Genomic DNA, 16,752 nt, shown 5'->3' with positions numbered 1-16,752 from the left:
CAGCGAGTTCCGCAGCCCCCGCGCGAGGCGTCGGCGACCGAGCGAAAAAGCCCGATACCGGGCGGCGGTTCTTCTTGGTTCGTTCTTCTCACCGAAGAGAAGAATGAACAAAAAAGCCCCTTGGATTCCCCGTCACGCGGGGAACGACAATGCCCCCATTCAAATAAAAAGGTGAAGGGAACAAAAGGTAAACAAGCAAGGACACACAAATAGGGAAAAAAGAGAAACCGCCCTTATCGGGCCGGGAGGGCGGCAGCCGAGGGCGGAAAGAGGGCGAGGACTGTGTGAGCGCAGCGAGTTCCGCAGCCCCCGAGCGAGGCGTCGGCAAGCGAGCGAAAAAGCCCGATACCGGGCGGCGGTTCTTCTTGGTTCGTTCTTCTCACCGAAGAGAAGAATGAACAAAAAACCCCATGGATTCCCCATCATACGGGGAATGACAGTCTCCCCCCTTCAAGCGATAAGGGAGAAAAAGGAAAAAGGCAAAGTCTCCCGATAAGGGAAAAAGAACCGCCGTCGTGGATTCCCCGTCGAGCAGGAATCCAGTGAAGTAAGAAGGGAACAAAAGGGAAACCAGCAAAGACACACAAATAGGGAAAAGAAAAAACCGCCCTTATCGGGCCGGGAGGGCGGCAGACGAGAGAGGAAAAAGGGCGAGGACTGTGTGAGCGCAGCGAGTTCCGCAGCCCCCGAGCGAGGTGTCGGCGTCCGAGCGAAAAAGCCCGATACCGGGCGGCGGTTCTTCTTGGTTCGTTCTTCTCACCGAAGAGAAGAATGAACAGAAAAAACCCTTGGATTCCCCGTCGAGCGGGGAATGACAATGCCCCCATTCAAATAAAAAGGTGAAGGGAACAAAAGAGAAACAAGCAAAGACACACAAGTAGGGGAAAAGGGGAAACCGCCCTTATCGGGCCGGGAGGGCGGCAGCCGAGAGCGGAAAGAGGGCGAGGACTGTGTGAGCGCAGCGAGTTCCGCAGCCCCCGCGCGAGGCGTCGGCGAGCGAGCGAAAAAGCCCGATACGGGGCGGCGGTTCTTCTTGGTTCGTTCTTCTCACCGAAGAGAAGAATGAACAAGAAAAGTCCTTCATGGGTTCCCCGTCAAGCGGAGAATGACAGAAAACGGAAATGACAGACAGAAAATGGAAATGGCAAATAGTCGTGAAAGACACGACTGTGTTGTTACGGATTCGGCATCGAGCCGGGTATTTCATCTCATGACACGCAAGACTTTTGGTGCCAGCAGCGTCTGCACCGCACCACGGGAGAAGAGGTAGACGATAAAGGCTCCCCACAAAGCATGGTTGCCATAGGTGGCACGTCCCGAGAGATAAATGACGAAAAAAAGCAGTGATGCGACAAACATCGACAGCAGCATGCCCCGCGTGGCCGTGGCACCTATGTAGATGCCGTCCCACATAAAGGCGGCAAAGCCGGCCACCGGGATAAGCAAGGCCCAATAAAAATAAGTGTCGGCAGCCGCTATCACCGAGCGGTCGTCGGTAAGCAACGAGAGAAAAGCCTCGCCCCCCACTCCGTAGAGGAGGACAAAGAGCAACGCCAATCCGCCCCCCCACGCAAAAATCTGCCGCACGGTGCGATGCAGCGATGTTTCGTTGCGGGCTCCGATATATTTCCCGGCCAAGGCTTCGCCGGCATAGGCAAACCCGTCCATCACATAAGAAAAGAGGGTAAAAAGCTGCATGAGCAGCGTATTGACCGCCAGCACGACCTCCCCTTGTGAGGCTCCGGCCGAGGTAAAGTAGAGCGTCACGGCCACCAGGCAGAGGGTGCGGAAGAAGATGTCGCGGTTCACCTTGAAGAAGGCAGTCATGGCCGCCTTGTTTCCCAACGACGCCCGCCAGTCGAGGCGCCGGCGCAACGGCTTATAGAACCGCCGCCACAGAACTATTGCCATCAGGAATCCGGCATATTGGGCAATGAGCGTACCCAACGCCACCCCTTCGACCTTCAACCCCACGACATAGACCAGCAACAGGCTGGCCGCAATGTTCACCACATTCTGCGTAATGGCTATCCACATGGGGAAACGCGAATTTTGCATACCGATGAACCAACCCGAGAAGGCATAGAGCCCCAGTACGCCAGGAGCCCCCCAAATGCAGATGTGGAAATAGAGCGAGGCCAGACGCTCGACCTCGGGAGTGGCCTCGATAAAAAGAAACGCCATGCGACATAACGGATATTGCAAGACGATGAGCAGCAGGGCAACCATCACACCTACGCCAAAGGCCCTTACCAGCAAGCGCGTTACCTCGTCGAGGTCGTGCCGGCCGTAGGCCTGCGAAGTCAATCCGCTCGTTCCCATGCGCAAGAAGGCAAATACCCAGTAGAAAATATTGAAGAGCATGCCGCCCACGGCTATCGCGCCGATATAGGCAGGAGAGCCGAGATGGCCCACAATGGCCACATCGACAAGACCCAGCAGCGGCACCGTGATATTGGAGACGATGGCCGGCAAGGCTATGCGCAAAATCTCTCTGTGCCCTTCGCCCCGACGCATATTATTTCATGGTTACGATAGGCAGGTCGAGAGGCCCGTCGTGCAAGGTACTGCGCTGTATATAACCGTTATGCTCGGTAGGCAGCAGAGGGCTGTGCCGCAAGACGTGGCGCACGCGGGTACGCTGGTCGGCCGTGAACTGGTTCTGCGCACCGTAGTTATAATCCATGGCATTGACCGAGCGGAACTGCTCGCCGCTGCACCCTTCCCGCAACTGTGCCTCGGAAAGGTATGCATCATAGGGGAGATGCATCGAGGCCCAAGAGAGGTATCGTAAGTAATCTTCACGATTGTAACTCGGTGTGTCGTCGCAATAATCGGAGTCGATGCACATGGCCTCGTTATCATCTTCGGAAAAGACGTGATACAACCCCAAGTAGTGTCCCAATTCATGGGGCAACGTATAGTGCATACTCTCATCGTATATATATCGGCTGTTCAGTGAGACGCAATAGGGATATTGTAAATTTTCAAGGGTCAAATATTCATAAGGAACGGTTGTCAGTCCGGGAAGATAAGCTTCGGTTGTAGTATATGGGAAGTGTGAAATACCCAGCACAACACCATTCTCATTGTCGAGGTCCGACGAGAAAGGATAGCACATGACATTGATGTAGCGATTGGGATCCCACAACAGTTTGACGTATTTGCCGGAATTGTCGTACATAAACTCGTCACAGTTCATCTCGGCGTTGTCCCGCAACACATATTCCACCCCGGCGACGGCCATTGCTTCACCTGCCGGTGTTTCGGTGGCCAAGGCCAGTTTCACCCGCAGGTTCTCGCCGCCAAAGGCTCCGGCATAACAGTCGTTGGCTGTTTCGAGCAGTACGCCCAGCCGCCGGGGATCGAGGTACTGCAACGAATCGGTCTCGTCGTCATACAAGACATGGAACACCAACGGAAGGGTAATGATTCCGGCGCCATACTGGGTTATCTTTATGGTATGCCGGGTATCGTCCGAGACGGCCAGCAACGTGCAGGTGCGGTTTTCCTCACTGCCGTTTGACTCAACAGTTACCGAAATAGATGTCTTTCCTCGACCCGAAGTCGTCGAGGGGACGCACCACTCGCTGGCTCCCGTAATCGTCCACGCCTGGCGGCAAGGTATCTCCACGACGAGTTGGTTCTCTCCTTCATCGAGCGTGTATGATTTTTCGGACTTCACCTGCTCGACTTCTTCCTGGTTCGAACAAGAGACAAGACTCAGCGGCACAACGGCGCACCAGGCCGCCACTACATATAAAGCGATATTTTTCATCATTCTTCTCATATTATATACTGAATTTCCTTGAATAGGTAACTTCGCTCTTCTCCGGCATCGGTACGCAACGTGAGGCGACCCGACGGCTCCACCTTCACGACCTCGGCGTAAACGGGTTCTTGCGCCAGCACGTCGAAATAAGGATAAAACCCGCTGCCCCGATAGAGTATCTCGCGGTATCGCTCCGTGACGGCCTCATCGTCGCCGGGAGTGTAGCCGGCAATGGCTGCCGCAATCGTGTCGACAAGCTCGTCGAGCAATCTGCGGCGGTCGAGGGGTGCGCCCGATACCTGAGCCATCGAAACGGGGTTGGGTGCCGACGAGCGGAAGAGCGTCTGGTTGACATTCACTCCGATGCCGGCAATCGAGAGCGACACCTCGCAACCCTGCATGTCGTTCTCGATGAGAATGCCCACCAGCTTCTTGTCCCCGCAATAGATATCGTTGGGCCATTTCACCGTGACACTGGGAATATGGCGGCTCAACACCTCGACAATCGAGAGCGAGACCAGTTGTGAGAGCACAAACGAGCGGGTGGCCGCCATTGCGGAAGGGCGCAGCAAGACGCTGAAAAGCACATTTTTCCCCCGCTCGCTCTCCCAACTGTTGCCTTGTTGTCCCCGGCCGGCCGACTGGAAATCGGTCCACACCGTCGTACCATGCGGCAGTGCCGCATTAAGCGCGAGGCGGCGGCGCATCTCGGCATTGGTCGAATCGGTCTCGGGCAGATATATCAGATGTTCATCGGTCATACGCTTCACTGTATTGCGGGTAAATGTTTCGGAGGGCGTCGAAATAGAACGGCTGCTCGCGTCGGGGGAACTTGCGCACCACTTCGAGATAAGAATGGCATATCCACGCCTCCATCTCGCAATCGCGAGCTCGCCCGTAATCGATCGTGTTCCAATATTTCTTGTTGCAGTGATAACCGGGCTGCACATAGTCATAACGGTCGCGCAAGAGAAGGGCGCGGTCGGGGTCGCACTTGACATTGGCCAATGTATCGACCGCGCTCAAATCGGTGAAAAGGAACATCTTTCCCCCCACCTTGAAAACCAAGACATTCTCGTCGAACGGGAAACATTCGGTCGCCGCCGGCAATGAAAGGCAAAAATCACGCAAGGTCTCTATATCCATAATCATTCAACGCAATGTCGGGAAAAAGGCATCTTCGATATGGTCTACATCATAGGTGCCATCGGGTTTCTTCACCAACGCAATGACATCGAACCGCACCTCATGGGGCAAGTCAAAATGGCGCACATAGGCATCGGCCGCGTCGATGATGCGGCGGCACTTGGCCGGTGTCACGGCCTCCTCGGGCCGCATGAATTCGAGCGAAGTGCGGGTCTTGACCTCTACAACGACCAGAACATTGTCCTTGCAAGCCACAATATCGAGTTCATACTTGCCGTTGCGCCAGTTGACATCGCGCACGACATACCCACGGGCAAGGAGATATTCCGCAGCTCGTTCTTCACCGCTCTTTCCCGTCTCGTTGTGTCGTGCCATGTCGTGGTGTCGAATATCATCGGTTCTTGCCAACAAAAATAATCAATTTGTCTTTACCATAAAAATTAACGGGGCAAAAGCCCGTTATCAAATCCATTATTGTATATTTGTCCCAAACGATAAAAAACAATGTCATGAAAACTTTCAACAAAGCCCTGTCGGGGCTCTGCATCGGCCTCGGCCTCATCGTCATGGGAGCAATCCTCAGTTATGGCATCATCACCGTCAAAGACCGTGACCGCATCGTTACCGTCAAGGGTCTCGCCGAACGCGAGGTCAATGCCGACCGTGTGATATGGCCGCTGGTGTTCAAGGAAATCGGTAACGACATGACAAGCATCTACAATGAAATAAACCGGAAGAACGGTATCGTGTGCGATTTCCTCGAAGAAAACGGGATAACAGAGGCCGAAATTTCGATTGCCGCCCCCCAAATCATCGACATGCGTGCCGAACGTTACGTCAACAGCAACGAGATAAACTACCGCTACAACGTAACCTCAATCATTACCGTCTCTTCGGGACAAGTCGACAAGGTGCGGCAACTCATCACCCGGCAAGCCGACCTGCTGAAAAAAGGGGTGGCCATCACCGGAGACGATTACCGCTACACGACACAATATGAGTTTACTCGCCTCAACGACATCAAACCCGAAATGATTGAAGAGGCTACGGTGGCCGCCCGGAATGCCGCCGAGAAATTTGCCAAAGACTCCGACAGCAAGTTGGGCAAGATACGGCGAGCCAATCAAGGCCAGTTCGTCATCAGTGACCGTGACAACAACACGCCATACATCAAGCAGGTGCGCGTCGTAACCACCATCGATTATTATCTGAAAGACTGACGCCCGTGGAGAATCAACAGCCGTCGGTCGCACAACGCGACCGGTACTATATGCAACAAGCCCTGGCCGAAGCCCAAGCCGCCCGCGACCGGGGTGAGATACCCGTAGGGGCGGTTATTGTACACAAAGACCGCATCATAGCCCGGGCTCATAACCTCACCGAGACACTCCGCGACGTCACGGCACATGCCGAGATGCAGGCCATCACGGCTGCCGCCGACGTCTTGGGCGGGAAGTATATGCCCGAATGCACGCTCTATGTCACGCTCGAACCCTGCGTGATGTGCGCCGGTGCCATAGGCTGGGCCCAAATGGGACGGCTCGTTTTTGGTGCCGGCGACGAGAAACGGGGGTACCGCCGCTTTGCCGCCGCAGCCCTGCACCCCAAAACCGGCGTAACACACGGTATCCTGCAAGAGGAGTGCGCCGGGCTTCTCACTGAATTTTTCAAGGAAAGACGATAAGTTCCCTCGCACATGGCATTGTCATTCCCCACTCGATGGGGAATCCAAGGGGCGTTTCTTGTTCATTCTTCTCTTCGGTGAGAAGAACGAACCAAGAAGAACCGCCGCCCGGTATCGGGCTTTTTCGCTCGGACGCCGACGCCTCGCTCGGGGGCTGCGGAACTCGCTGCGCTCACACACTCCTCGCCCTCTTTCCGCTCTCGGCTGCCGCCCTCCCGGCCCGATAAGGGCGGTTTTCCCTTTTTCCTATTTGCGTGTCTTTGCGTGTTTCCCTTTTGTCCCCCTTCTCCCTTTTCACTTGAAGGGTGAGGGCTCTGTCATTCCCCGCTTGACGGGAAATCCAAGGTTTGCAGCCTTTGGTATGGAACGTTACCGTGGAAACGACTCTTTCTTCATAAAGGATTGGATTTTGGGGCTGCGCCCGGACTGACAAATGCGGTGGCTCGGCAAAAAATCTTACACAAGTTTTGTTTTTTTGCGCTAACCTTTCGCTATCTTTGTAGATGACAGGGTGGTTCGGACATGCCAATCTGAAAACTTCCTTTTCTCATTTGCTTCTGCGCTTGCCTTTCATTATCTTTGCCGATAAACAGAAACAACACAATAATTATGGCACAACCGTATAAACGCATTCTTTTGAAACTCAGTGGCGAGAGCCTCATGGGTAAAAAACAGTACGGCATCGATGAAACTCGTTTGCAAGAGTATGCCCGACAGATAAAGGAAATCGCCGACCTTGGTATCGAAATAGCCATTGTCATCGGCGGAGGGAACATTTTCAGAGGACTGAGCGGTGCTTCGCGCGGTTTCGACCGTGTGAAGGGCGACCAGATGGGTATGTTGGCCACGGTCATCAACAGCTTGGCGTTGAGCTCGGCTCTCGAATCCATCGGCCAGCGGGTCCGTGTCTACACCGCCACTCCCATGCACCCGATAGGCGAACATTACAGCCCGGCCCGGGCCATCGACTCGTTGCAACACGGTGAGATAGCCATCATTTCGGGTGGTACGGGAAACCCCTTCTTTACGACCGATACGGCCTCGGCCTTGCGCGGTATCGAGGTGGGCGCCGAGGTGATGCTCAAAGGTACGCGTGTCGACGGCATCTACACGGCCGACCCCGAAAAAGACCCCACCGCCACGAAATTCGATAAGATTTCCTACGATGAAATCTACAATCGCGGCCTCAAAGTGATGGACCTCACCGCTACCACGCTCTGCAAGGAAAATCACCTGCCCATCATCGTTTTTGATATGGACACGGTGGGCAATCTCAAAAAGGTGATGACCGGCGAAAACATCGGCACCCTTGTATATTGATGGGGCGGCAGGTGTTGTCAATTCGATAAAATCGTTTATCTTTGCTATCGCGAAACATATAATACCCTATATCATATGAACGACGTTAAAACTTACATCAGTGAGGCCGAGGATAAAATGAATCTCACCGTTGCTTTCCTCGACGAAGCCCTGGCCACGATACGCGCCGGGAAGGCCAATCCCCGTATTCTCGACCAAGTACGCGTCGAATATTACGGCAGCATGGTTACCATCAGTAACGTAGCCACCGTATCCACGCCCGATGCCAAGACGATTACCATACAGCCTTGGGAAAAATCCATGTTCAAGGAAATAGAGAAAGCCTTGCAAAATTCCGAAATCGGCATCACGCCCGAAAACAACGGCGAAGTCATATTCCTGCGTATGCCGCCGCTCACCGAGGAGCGTCGCAAGTCGTTGGTAAAACAGGCCAAGCAAGAGGCCGAGAATGCCAAGGTGAGCGTGCGTAACGCCCGCCGCGATGCCATCGACGGACTGAAAAAGGCCATCAAGGACGGTATGCCCGAAGATGTGGAGAAGGACGGCGAAAACGAAGTGCAGAAAGTGCACGACCGTTTCATCAAGAAAATCGACGAGATTTTCTCCGCCAAGGAAAAAGAGATACTCACCGTATAAAAAACTCCGAAACCAACATGAGAGAGAGGATTCACTCCCGCCGGGGGCGGCTCCTCTCTTTCTCTATGAGAGACGAATATGCAACACGGTCTAGTCATAAAAAACACCGGCAGCTGGTATCAGGTGCGCACCGATGACGGCTCGCTTGTCGAGTGCAAAATCAAAGGAAATTTCCGCCTCAAAGGCATACGCAGCACCAATCCCGTTGCCGTGGGCGACCGTGTGACCATCGAAGCAAATCACGAGGGAACCGCCTTTATCGTCTCCATCGACGACCGGGAGAATTACATCATACGCCGGGCGTCGAATCTCTCGAAAGAGTCGCATATCCTGGCGGCCAATATCGACCAGGCTCTGCTCATCGTTACGGTCAATCACCCGCAGACCAATCTCATCTTCATCGACCGTTTTTTGGCGACAGCCGAAGCCTATCGCATACCGGTGAAATTGGTTTTCAACAAAATCGACCTTTACGACGATGACGACATGCAGTTGCTGCGCGGGCTCATCGACTTGTATGCCTACATCGGGTATGAGTGCCTCTCTGTGTCTGCCGCCACCAGCGAAGGCGTCGATACCCTGCGGACGTTGCTGCGGGGGAAGGTCTCCCTCTTTGCCGGAAATTCGGGCGTCGGGAAATCGTCACTCATAAACCTTATCTTGCCCGGGCTCAATTTGAAGACGGGAGCCATCTCGCAGTCGCATCACAAGGGTATGCACACGACGACGTTTTCCGAAATGTTCCCATTGCCCGATGGCGGCTATATCATCGACACGCCGGGTGTCAAGGGGTTTGGAACCATCGATTTCGCTCCCGAGGAGGTGGCGCATTTCTTCCCCGAGATATTCAAGTTCTCCCACGATTGCCGCTTCGGGAACTGCACCCATCGCCACGAGCCGGGCTGTGCCGTGTTGAAGGCTCTCGAAGAGCATCGCATCAGCGCCTCGCGTTATGCCAGCTATTTAAGTATCATCGACGACAGTACCGAGGGTAAGTACCGCTCGGGCTATTAATATCGAAAAATCATGAAACAATATCTCGCTCTCCTGCAACGCGTTCTCGACGAAGGGGTGAAGAAGTCCGACCGTACGGGCACCGGCACCATCAGTGTGTTTGGGCACCAGATGCGCTTCAACCTCGAAGAGGGTTTCCCTCTCTTGACGACAAAAAAACTGCACCTCAAATCGATTATCCATGAGTTGCTTTGGTTTCTCAAAGGTGATACCAACGTCAAATATCTGCAAGACAACGGAGTGCGCATCTGGAACGAATGGGCCGATGCCAACGGCGACCTCGGTCACATCTATGGTTACCAGTGGCGTTCGTGGCCCGATTACAAGGGCGGCCACATCGACCAGATAGCCGAGGCGGTGGAGACCATCAAACACAATCCCGACTCGCGCCGCATCATCGTCAGCTCTTGGAACGTGGCCGACCTCGACAACATGAATCTCCCGCCCTGCCATGCCTTCTTCCAGTTCTATGTGGCCAACGGGCGTCTCAGCCTGCAACTCTACCAGCGTAGTGCCGACATTTTCCTCGGGGTGCCCTTCAACATCGCTTCATATGCCTTGTTGCTGCAAATGATGGCACAGGTGACGGGACTCAAAGCCGGCGATTTCGTCCATACGTTGGGCGACGCGCACATCTACACCAATCATCTCGAACAGGTGCATCTGCAACTCACCCGCGAGCCCCGGGCTTTGCCGCAGATGATATTGAATCCCGAGGTGAAATCGATTTTCGATTTCAAATACGAAGACTTCACCCTCGTCGGGTATGACCCGCACCCGCATATCAAAGGTGTCGTCTCGGTTTAATTCCTTCCTTATGACGAATCTCTCACTCATAGCCGCCGTGGCTGCCAATGGAGCCATAGGCAAAGACAATGACTTGTTGTGTCATCTGCCCAATGACTTGAAACATTTCAAGGCGTTGACGCTCGGACATACCGTCGTCATGGGGCGTCGCACCTTCGAGTCGCTCCCGGCCGGACCCCTGCCGCGTCGCCGCAATGTGGTGCTCTCGTCGCGTCCCGGGCAGTTGCCCGATACGGTCTCGGCCTATGCTTCGTTGCCCGAGGCGTTGGCGTCGGCCGCCGATGAAGAGGAGCTTTTCATTATCGGCGGAGCGACTCTATACAAGGCTGCCATCGACGATGCCCGGCAGCTCTACATCACCGAGATACACCACGATTTTCCCGATGCTGATACCTTTTTCCCCGCGATAGACCCCGCTGTGTGGGAAGAGGTGGAGCGGGAGGATTTCCCGGCCGACGACCGTCACGCCTATCCCTATTCTTTTGTGACCTACCGGCGTCGTTGATGCCGGGTTTCTCATCGGCGCGGCTAATACCGCCTGCCTGCATCTCCCGATGTGCATAAAATAAGAAAAGGGCCGCTCCTTGGAGAGCGGCCCTTTTCTTATGGACGGTTGTGATGTATCAGCGTTTGTTCTCGGCGTTGAAAACCTTCAATCCGTTTTTCAGGAATTCGAGATAGGCGGGAACATCTTCTTTGTAGGAGTAGGAGGGGCCTACCGGTTCGCCTTTGGTGTCGAGCAGCACATAGAACGGTTGTGCATTGGCTCCGAATTTATGGCGTTGCAGGTAGCTCCAACGGTCACCCACGGTGTAGAGGGTGCGGGTTTTGCCATACTCCTCGATTTTTATCGGTTCGGGAAGCGACTCCTTGTCATCGACCATGAGGGTGATGAGCACATAGTCATTCTCGATGACGTCTTTCACGGCGGGGTCGGTCCATACGGCGGCCTCCATTTTGCGGCAGTTCACGCAACCATAGCCCGAGAAGTCGATAAGAACGGGTTTGTTCACCTTCTTGGCATAGGCCATGCCCTCGTCATAATCCATGAAAGCGGCGTGTACTTCGTCTTTGTAGAGATTGAAGTCCTGGGTCGACAACGGGGGAGCGAAGGCGCTGATGGCTTTCAGCGGAGCGCCCCACAGGCCGGGTACCATGTATAGGGCAAAAGCCAGGGAAATCATGGCCAGGAAGAGGCGGGGAACCGACACATGTTGCGTCTCGCTGTCGTGCGAGAAGCGTATTTTACCGAGCAGGTAGATACCGAGCAGGGCGAAGATGATGATCCACAGGGCAACGAAGGCTTCGCGGTCGAGAATGTGCCAGCCGTAAGCCAAGTCGGCTACCGAGAGGAATTTCAAGGCGAAGGCCAGTTCGAGGAAGGCCAGTACCACTTTTACCGAGTTGAGCCAGCCACCCGAGCGCGGCAGCGATTGCAGCATCGAGGGGAAGATGGCAAACACGGCGAACGGAATGGCGAGTGCCAAGGCGAAACCGAACATACCGATGGCCGGGCCTATGGCGACGCCCATCGAGGCGGCTTGTACCAGCAGGGTGCCGATGATGGGACCTGTGCAGGAGAACGATACCAAAACCAGGGTGAATGCCATGAAGAAGATACTCAGCAGACCGCTGGTCGAGTCGGCCTTGCTGTCGAGTTTCGTAGTCCACGAAGCGGGGAGAGTCAGTTCAAAAGCTCCGAAGAAGGAGATGGCAAATACCACCAGCAGGGCAAAGAACAAGATGTTGAAGACTGCGTTCGTTGCGAGGCTGTTGAGGGCGCTGGCGCCGAAGATGGCGGTGATGAGCAATCCCAGGCCGACGTAGATGATGATGATGGCCAGCCCGTAAATGATGGCGTCGCGTATCGAGCGGCGGCGGTTGTTGGAGCGTTTCAGGAAGAAACTTACCGTCATGGGAATCATGGGCCACACGCAGGGGGTGAGAAGGGCCAACAGGCCGCCTACGAATCCCGAGAAGAAGAGAAACCAGAACGAGGTGTCGGCCGCGGCTGTTGTCTCTCCGCGGGCTTGCAGTTTGTCGATGACGGGAGTCCACAAATCGATGGTTGCCGTTTGGGGCGCCGGTGTGTTCTCGACCACTTGCTCCTGTGCGGGTTGGGCAGCCTCGGTTGCCGGGGTAGCGGGTTGCGTCTCGGCTTTTACGGTCTCGTTATTTTTTTTTTCAACCGGCTTGGCCGATTCTTTTTTCACCTCTTTTTTCGGCGCCGTTTTGGCGGCGGCAGCTGCTATGTCGGCAGCCGAAAGTCCTTTCCCAGTGAACTCAAACTCTTCGCTGGTCGGGGGCAGGCACGACTGGTCGTCGCAGCACATATAGCGCAGATAGCCTTTTACCGTGAAGGTCTCGCCGGTGAGTTTGATGCGTTGGACGAAGGTGACCTCTTTTTCATACCAGTTGAGCTCCATGCCGAAAGTCTCGTCATACTTTGTAATCAGATTCGACGGCGAAGTTACTTCACCCACCAGTTCGGCTCCTTCGACCGAGGTGAAGGTGAATGAGGTGGGATTGGGTCCGTCTTCGGGAATGTGTAATCCGTAGACATGCCAATGGTCGTCGATTTTGGCTGTGAATTGTAACTCTTTTTCGGTTTTAGACACATCGGTCATGGAGAATTTCCAATGAACCGGGTCTTGCATCTGTGCTTGTCCCAAACCGAATGTCAGGAGGAATCCGAGAAGGAAAATCAGTTTTTTCATTGTTTTATTTCAGGTTGTTTTTATTGTCTCTATTATAAATCCTCTTTCGTGAAAAAAAGAGCCGCTTGGTTCTATTCTTAAAATTTCACCCCAAAGGTAAGAATTATATTGTTATTTTTCGTTATCAAGTGGGCAATTTCCGACCCGGAGATATTTTTCTCCGGAATCGCCGAGTAGGCCATGACCTCTTCGCTGGTGCGGCGGTGCATGTAGGCCGCATCGATGTAAACGTGACGGAAGCGGTATCCTATGCCTCCCGAGTAGTTGTTCTTGGTGCGTCCCAGGGAGTAGCTGGGCAAGGTGCCGGCCGTGGGGACATACACGCGGTTGTCGAGCCAGTCGTCCGAGACGGGGCTGCTGGTGTAGGAGTAGCCTACCCGCAGGCTCAACTGCGGGGTGACGCGGTATTCCCCGCCGACGCGTATCGTATGGGTATTTTTCAAGTAGTTGCCGATGTCGCTGTTGTCATAGGCATAAACATCTTCATAGCCGTTCTCGTCGCTCATCTTCATTTTTGAGTAGGCCGTGTATTCATAGTCGGCGCTGATGATGGCCTTGTAGCCTATCTGGTAGGAGGTGCCCACCATGAAACGCAGGGGGGTGCGCAACGAGAAGTGCTGGGTCGACACCGGGGTGTCGCTTTGCGAGCGGGCTTGCGTTTCGAGTTGATTTTCGAGGTAAATGTAGTTGTTGATGATGTCGCCATAGGCGGTGCGGCGCACCGAATAATAGGTGGGGGTGTGTATGGCGGCTCCGATGCGCCACGAGTTGGTGACGTAGGCGATGAGTCCGGCCTTGAAGTTGACGCCCGTCCCGTTGAGAACCAGCTCGTTGTAGAGCGAATATTCCGATGTGGTCATGGGATAGAGCGTGGCGTCGATTTCGGTCTCGCCGTTTGTCCCGTAAAGGTTTTCGCCATAGTCCGATATGAGTTCGTATTTGAGGTCGGTCACCCCGACGCCGATGCCGAAGAATACGCGGTCGGCGATGTTCCCGCCGAAGTTGAAGGTGTATTCGTTGTTATACCCGCTTTCCCGCACATCGAGGTATCCGTTGCCCGAAGTGCTTCCGTCGGCAAACAGGCCGTAATAGCTGTTGTTGGCTGCCGTTGCCGTGGGGGAGTAGGCGATGAGGAAATTGTCGTAGGCGAGCACGTCGAGCCATGCCGCACCGTTCTCATAAGCCCCGTTTGACGTGAGCAGGTTATTGGGGTTCTCACTGCACAGCCCCGCGATGGCGTTGGTGAGTGAGCCGTTGAGCGAGTTGTAATTGACCCGGTAGTTGCGGGCGTAGTTCTTGCGGCTGTTGTAGGCCACGCCGAAGTTGATGTTGCGTAGCATGGTGCCGCGGAAATTGAAGGTGCCCACAAATCCCAGATTGTCGAAGTTGACGCGAGTCTTGCTGTTGCGGCTGTTCCCGGCCAAATTGGTGACCTGTGTCGATTGGGGGGCGATGGTGAGGGTCGTGACCACCTCATTGGTGCGGTAGACGCCTATCCCGGCCGGGTTTTGCGACAAGGTGCTGATGTCTCCACCCAGAGCGGTGAATGCGCCGCCCATGCTTACAAAGCGGGCGGTGCCGAGCAGGTCGGTATCGGTCAGTTTCAGCGCCTCGATGGCCGATTGTGCCGAGGTGTTGGCTGCGAATCCGGCGGTCAGGAAGAGCAGCAGCCCTATTTTTTTCGTTATCTTATACATGATGATATGCTCTTATAAACGTTCGATATTGTTCCAAACGGTCCCTCTCTTATCGGCGGCTGCGGCTGCCTCCGCCGGTTCCTCCGCGGCTTCCCCCGCTCATGCTGCCTCTCGACGAACCGCTGCTTCCGCTGCTGATGCTGCTTCCGCGTGATGAGTTGCTGTTGTAGCTCGGGGTGTAACGTTGGTTATAATTGCGTTGTGTCTCGATTTGCCGGGTCGTGCTTTGCCGTTGCGACGACCGCGAGGTATTGCCCAGCCGTACCCGTTGATTTTGCGAGTTGGTGATGACCCGGTTGCTGTTGGTGCCCGATGGCCGGGTGACGCTGGTATTGCTGCCGGGACGACGGGAACTCCACCCGCCGGGGCTGTATGACGGCCGTTGAGACGGGGCGGGGCGGTAGTCGGGTCGGTGCGGGGGACGAGGGGCCGGTCCGTAATGGTGATGATGGTGATGATAGTAGGGATAACCCCAGCTCCAACCGAATCCGTAGTAGGGGTATCCCCAGCCCCAATAGTATGAGCTCCATCTCCACGACGGTCCCCAATAGCTGTATGGCGACCACATGTAGTCCCAATACCAGGGATTGGTCCATGTGGGGGTGACATAGGCATAAGTGCCGTCGATATATACGTTCCAATCGTTGGAATTCAAGAAATAAATCTCGGTATAAGCCGGGTCGGTGATGTGTACCGTGAAACGCGGGTTATGGAATTTGCGTATGCGTTCGGCATATTCGAGGTCGCTTTGCGTGCCGTAGAAACCGTTCAGGTAGTACCCCTCGTTGTCGGCATACGGGGTGGTGTCTTCCCCCGCGGTTTCGACGGTGGCCTCCGGGTCATAGGCCGTCTCTTCGGGTACTTCATACCGGCGGTTGTATGCGTCGACGTTCCACAGGCTGTCGGGCACATAGGTCTGTTCGGCTTCGGCCCGTTTTTTCTCGGCCTCGGCACGTTCCTGTTCGGCCTGTTTTTCTCTCTGTTGTCTGATTTCGTCGCGTGTGCTGGGGCGTATGTACAAGTCGTCCCAATATTGAGCCGATGCTATCTCCGTCCCTCCGATGAGGATTGAGACAATCGCCAGTATGTGGCAAAGATTTTTCATGATGGACCTCCTTTCCTTTGCGAATTTTGTCGTTTCTTTTTTGACACAAAATCCACGGTAAAGTTTAATGAATCAAAGGCAAAGATAGTCTTAAAGAGCGAAAAAAGCTCTCCCGGAATAGTGAATAAAAACGAAAAACGCCGGTACACATCGGCGTTTTTCGTTTTTTTAGGAGAATGGCCGGCGGTTATGCGCGGCGTTCGGGTTTCAAGTCAAACGAAAATACGATGAGGCTGATTCCCCAATAAATGAAAATGAAGGCGCAGACATACACCATGACGATGGTGGCCAGGAAGGGCGCCAGGAAGAAGAAAAGCGAGGCGACCAATAGTAAGATGCCATGAAGCAGATAGAGCCAACGGCCCTGATAAGCCTTGTCGAGGGTAATGCCGGCAATGATGTTTTTTATGGCGCGGTAGAGTAAGGCAAAGGCGAAGAAGTAGGGCAGGACAATCTCGCTCAGCACCAAATTGCCCACAAGTAGGAATCCGATGAGAATGTCGAGTATGCCGCCGGCAATCCACCAGCCCCAGCCGTGTGTGTGACGGCCCGTGTCGCTGGCAATGACCAGTTCGAGCACACCGAGCAGAATCAGGGCCCAACCCAGCAGCGACGACAAGGCTGCATATCCGGCTGCCGGGCTTGCCACCAGCCACACGCCACAGGGTATCAAGAGTACCCCGATCACCAGGAGCGCCCACCAATAGCGGCTTTTCCCCCAGAAAGAAATTACTGTCATTTCCATAAACGTTTTTTTTAAGTAAGTATACCCTACAAACAATCCCCGGGGTCGAAAGTTTTGCCCATTCCCTCATTTTTGAGTATCCACCCCCTTGTCCTTTGTCTCCTTCGCC

At 54.5% G+C, this 16,752-nt stretch carries 16 protein-coding genes; 7 read left to right on the top strand and 9 right to left on the bottom strand.

Annotated elements, in window-relative coordinates; all coding sequences use genetic code 11:
* Positions 1-1,203: 1,203 nt before the first annotated feature.
* The 5 genes from IAD09_00200 to IAD09_00180 are packed head-to-tail and all read right to left on the bottom strand — an operon-like array spanning position 1,204 to position 5,293.
* Entirely contained in the window at positions 1,204-2,517 is a 1,314-nt protein-coding gene (locus IAD09_00200; GenBank protein HIT80659.1) for an MATE family efflux transporter, read from the bottom strand.
* 1 nt (position 2,518) lies between these two features.
* On the bottom strand, positions 2,519-3,781 hold the full coding sequence (locus IAD09_00195; protein ID HIT80658.1) for a zinc-dependent metalloproteinase lipoprotein: 1,263 nt from the start codon (positions 3,779-3,781) through the stop codon (positions 2,519-2,521).
* Positions 3,782-3,786: 5 nt separating this feature from the next.
* A complete protein-coding gene (locus tag IAD09_00190; GenBank protein HIT80657.1) occupies positions 3,787-4,533 on the bottom strand; it encodes a biotin--[acetyl-CoA-carboxylase] ligase in 747 nt (248 codons plus the stop codon).
* Entirely contained in the window at positions 4,523-4,918 is a 396-nt protein-coding gene (locus IAD09_00185) for an MmcQ/YjbR family DNA-binding protein (protein HIT80656.1), read from the bottom strand. Before IAD09_00185 ends, IAD09_00190 begins: the two co-directional genes overlap by 11 nt.
* Before the next feature lie 6 nt (positions 4,919-4,924).
* Positions 4,925-5,293, bottom strand: a complete 369-nt coding sequence (locus IAD09_00180) for a YraN family protein (protein HIT80655.1) — start codon at positions 5,291-5,293, stop codon at positions 4,925-4,927.
* Between the two features lie 134 nt (positions 5,294-5,427).
* Here IAD09_00180 and IAD09_00175 point away from each other — a divergent pair, with 134 nt between their 5' ends.
* From IAD09_00175 to IAD09_00145, 7 genes are all read left to right on the top strand, one after another.
* Positions 5,428-6,138: an SIMPL domain-containing protein gene (locus tag IAD09_00175; GenBank protein HIT80654.1), complete on the top strand. Its 711-nt coding sequence runs from the start codon at positions 5,428-5,430 to the stop codon at positions 6,136-6,138.
* A gap of 50 nt (positions 6,139-6,188) precedes the next feature.
* Positions 6,189-6,602, top strand: a complete 414-nt coding sequence (locus IAD09_00170) for a nucleoside deaminase (GenBank protein HIT80653.1) — start codon at positions 6,189-6,191, stop codon at positions 6,600-6,602.
* Between the two features lie 609 nt (positions 6,603-7,211).
* The gene (locus IAD09_00165; protein ID HIT80652.1) at positions 7,212-7,922 is read left to right on the top strand and encodes a UMP kinase; all 711 of its coding nucleotides are present in this window, start codon (positions 7,212-7,214) and stop codon (positions 7,920-7,922) included.
* 75 nt (positions 7,923-7,997) lie between these two features.
* Complete coding sequence (gene frr / locus IAD09_00160) at positions 7,998-8,558, top strand: ribosome recycling factor (protein HIT80651.1); 561 nt, start codon at positions 7,998-8,000, stop codon at positions 8,556-8,558.
* A gap of 78 nt (positions 8,559-8,636) precedes the next feature.
* Entirely contained in the window at positions 8,637-9,572 is a 936-nt protein-coding gene (gene rsgA, locus IAD09_00155; GenBank protein HIT80650.1) for a ribosome small subunit-dependent GTPase A, read from the top strand.
* 12 nt (positions 9,573-9,584) lie between these two features.
* Positions 9,585-10,379: a thymidylate synthase gene (locus IAD09_00150; GenBank protein HIT80649.1), complete on the top strand. Its 795-nt coding sequence runs from the start codon at positions 9,585-9,587 to the stop codon at positions 10,377-10,379.
* A 10-nt stretch (positions 10,380-10,389) separates the two neighbouring features.
* Complete coding sequence (locus IAD09_00145) at positions 10,390-10,884, top strand: dihydrofolate reductase (protein HIT80648.1); 495 nt, start codon at positions 10,390-10,392, stop codon at positions 10,882-10,884.
* 118 nt (positions 10,885-11,002) lie between these two features.
* Here the strand turns inward: IAD09_00145 and IAD09_00140 are convergent, their stop codons facing one another.
* The 4 genes from IAD09_00140 to IAD09_00125 form a co-directional block, all read right to left on the bottom strand.
* Complete coding sequence (locus tag IAD09_00140) at positions 11,003-13,096, bottom strand: thioredoxin family protein (GenBank protein HIT80647.1); 2,094 nt, start codon at positions 13,094-13,096, stop codon at positions 11,003-11,005.
* A 77-nt stretch (positions 13,097-13,173) separates the two neighbouring features.
* The gene (locus IAD09_00135; GenBank protein ID HIT80646.1) at positions 13,174-14,793 is read right to left on the bottom strand and encodes an outer membrane protein transport protein; all 1,620 of its coding nucleotides are present in this window, start codon (positions 14,791-14,793) and stop codon (positions 13,174-13,176) included.
* 49 nt (positions 14,794-14,842) lie between these two features.
* Positions 14,843-15,898: a hypothetical protein gene (locus IAD09_00130; protein ID HIT80645.1), complete on the bottom strand. Its 1,056-nt coding sequence runs from the start codon at positions 15,896-15,898 to the stop codon at positions 14,843-14,845.
* 187 nt (positions 15,899-16,085) lie between these two features.
* Positions 16,086-16,643 (bottom strand): DUF308 domain-containing protein, encoded by a 558-nt coding sequence (locus IAD09_00125; GenBank protein HIT80644.1) that lies wholly within the window; start codon positions 16,641-16,643, stop codon positions 16,086-16,088.
* Positions 16,644-16,752 lie beyond the last annotated feature (109 nt).

It is taken from the genome of Candidatus Caccoplasma merdavium, from assembly GCA_018715595.1.
GTDB lineage: Bacteria > Bacteroidota > Bacteroidia > Bacteroidales > UBA11471 > Caccoplasma > Caccoplasma merdavium.
This window is presented reverse-complemented; position numbering and strand designations above follow the sequence as displayed.

Excerpts from the sequence above, each read along its gene's own strand:
- IAD09_00190 (HIT80657.1), bottom strand. The coding sequence starts at position 4,533 with ATGACCGATGAACATCTGATATATCTGCCCGAGACCGATTCGACCAAT.
- IAD09_00140 (HIT80647.1), bottom strand. The coding sequence starts at position 13,096 with ATGAAAAAACTGATTTTCCTTCTCGGATTCCTCCTGACATTCGGTTTG.
- IAD09_00185 (HIT80656.1), bottom strand. The coding sequence starts at position 4,918 with ATGGATATAGAGACCTTGCGTGATTTTTGCCTTTCATTGCCGGCGGCG.
- frr (HIT80651.1), top strand. The coding sequence starts at position 7,998 with ATGAACGACGTTAAAACTTACATCAGTGAGGCCGAGGATAAAATGAAT.
- IAD09_00125 (HIT80644.1), bottom strand. The coding sequence starts at position 16,643 with ATGGAAATGACAGTAATTTCTTTCTGGGGGAAAAGCCGCTATTGGTGG.
- IAD09_00135 (HIT80646.1), bottom strand. The coding sequence starts at position 14,793 with ATGTATAAGATAACGAAAAAAATAGGGCTGCTGCTCTTCCTGACCGCC.
- rsgA (HIT80650.1), top strand. The coding sequence starts at position 8,637 with ATGCAACACGGTCTAGTCATAAAAAACACCGGCAGCTGGTATCAGGTG.
- IAD09_00200 (HIT80659.1), bottom strand. The coding sequence starts at position 2,517 with ATGCGTCGGGGCGAAGGGCACAGAGAGATTTTGCGCATAGCCTTGCCG.
- IAD09_00180 (HIT80655.1), bottom strand. The coding sequence starts at position 5,293 with ATGGCACGACACAACGAGACGGGAAAGAGCGGTGAAGAACGAGCTGCG.
- IAD09_00130 (HIT80645.1), bottom strand. The coding sequence starts at position 15,898 with ATGAAAAATCTTTGCCACATACTGGCGATTGTCTCAATCCTCATCGGA.
- IAD09_00195 (HIT80658.1), bottom strand. The coding sequence starts at position 3,781 with ATGATGAAAAATATCGCTTTATATGTAGTGGCGGCCTGGTGCGCCGTT.
- IAD09_00150 (HIT80649.1), top strand. The coding sequence starts at position 9,585 with ATGAAACAATATCTCGCTCTCCTGCAACGCGTTCTCGACGAAGGGGTG.
- IAD09_00165 (HIT80652.1), top strand. The coding sequence starts at position 7,212 with ATGGCACAACCGTATAAACGCATTCTTTTGAAACTCAGTGGCGAGAGC.
- IAD09_00175 (HIT80654.1), top strand. The coding sequence starts at position 5,428 with ATGAAAACTTTCAACAAAGCCCTGTCGGGGCTCTGCATCGGCCTCGGC.
- IAD09_00170 (HIT80653.1), top strand. The coding sequence starts at position 6,189 with ATGCAACAAGCCCTGGCCGAAGCCCAAGCCGCCCGCGACCGGGGTGAG.
- IAD09_00145 (HIT80648.1), top strand. The coding sequence starts at position 10,390 with ATGACGAATCTCTCACTCATAGCCGCCGTGGCTGCCAATGGAGCCATA.